The organism is Pseudomonas sp. HMSC063H08 (assembly GCF_001813645.1).
Classification (GTDB): Bacteria; Pseudomonadota; Gammaproteobacteria; order Pseudomonadales; family Pseudomonadaceae; genus Pseudomonas; species Pseudomonas aeruginosa.
Genome location: NZ_KV813507.1, coordinates 1 through 344 on the forward strand (window position 1 = coordinate 1; position 344 = coordinate 344).

General features: G+C 61.3%; 1 protein-coding gene. It reads left to right on the forward strand.

From position 1 onward, the window contains the following. Positions 1 to 344 (forward strand): TraC family protein (locus HMPREF2924_RS21300; RefSeq protein WP_168172968.1); only part of this gene is annotated, 344 nt, incomplete at both ends.

The following is a 344-nucleotide window of genomic DNA, read 5'->3' on the forward strand; positions in this document are numbered from 1 at the left end:
TTCTTCGAGCTGGTGCCCTTGGGCACCGAGGGCCGCGATCCCAATTGGATGCAGAACGCCCGGGACGCATTGAAAGAAGCCCTGCAGAACTCCTTCGACGAGCACGAAACCTCGCCCTGGATCGTCCAGTTCTACGCCCAGGACGAGATCAGCTGGGACAATTTCCAGGAGCAGTTGAGGCAGTACGTCCATCCTCGAGCGCGAGGATCGGCCTTCAGCGAGATGTACCTGGCGCTCATGAAGCATCACCTGGAGGGTATTTCGAAGCCGGGCGGACTGTTCGTCGACACCGCCGTCAGCAAGCTGCCCTGGCGAGGACAACAGCGGCGCGTGCGGATGGTCGT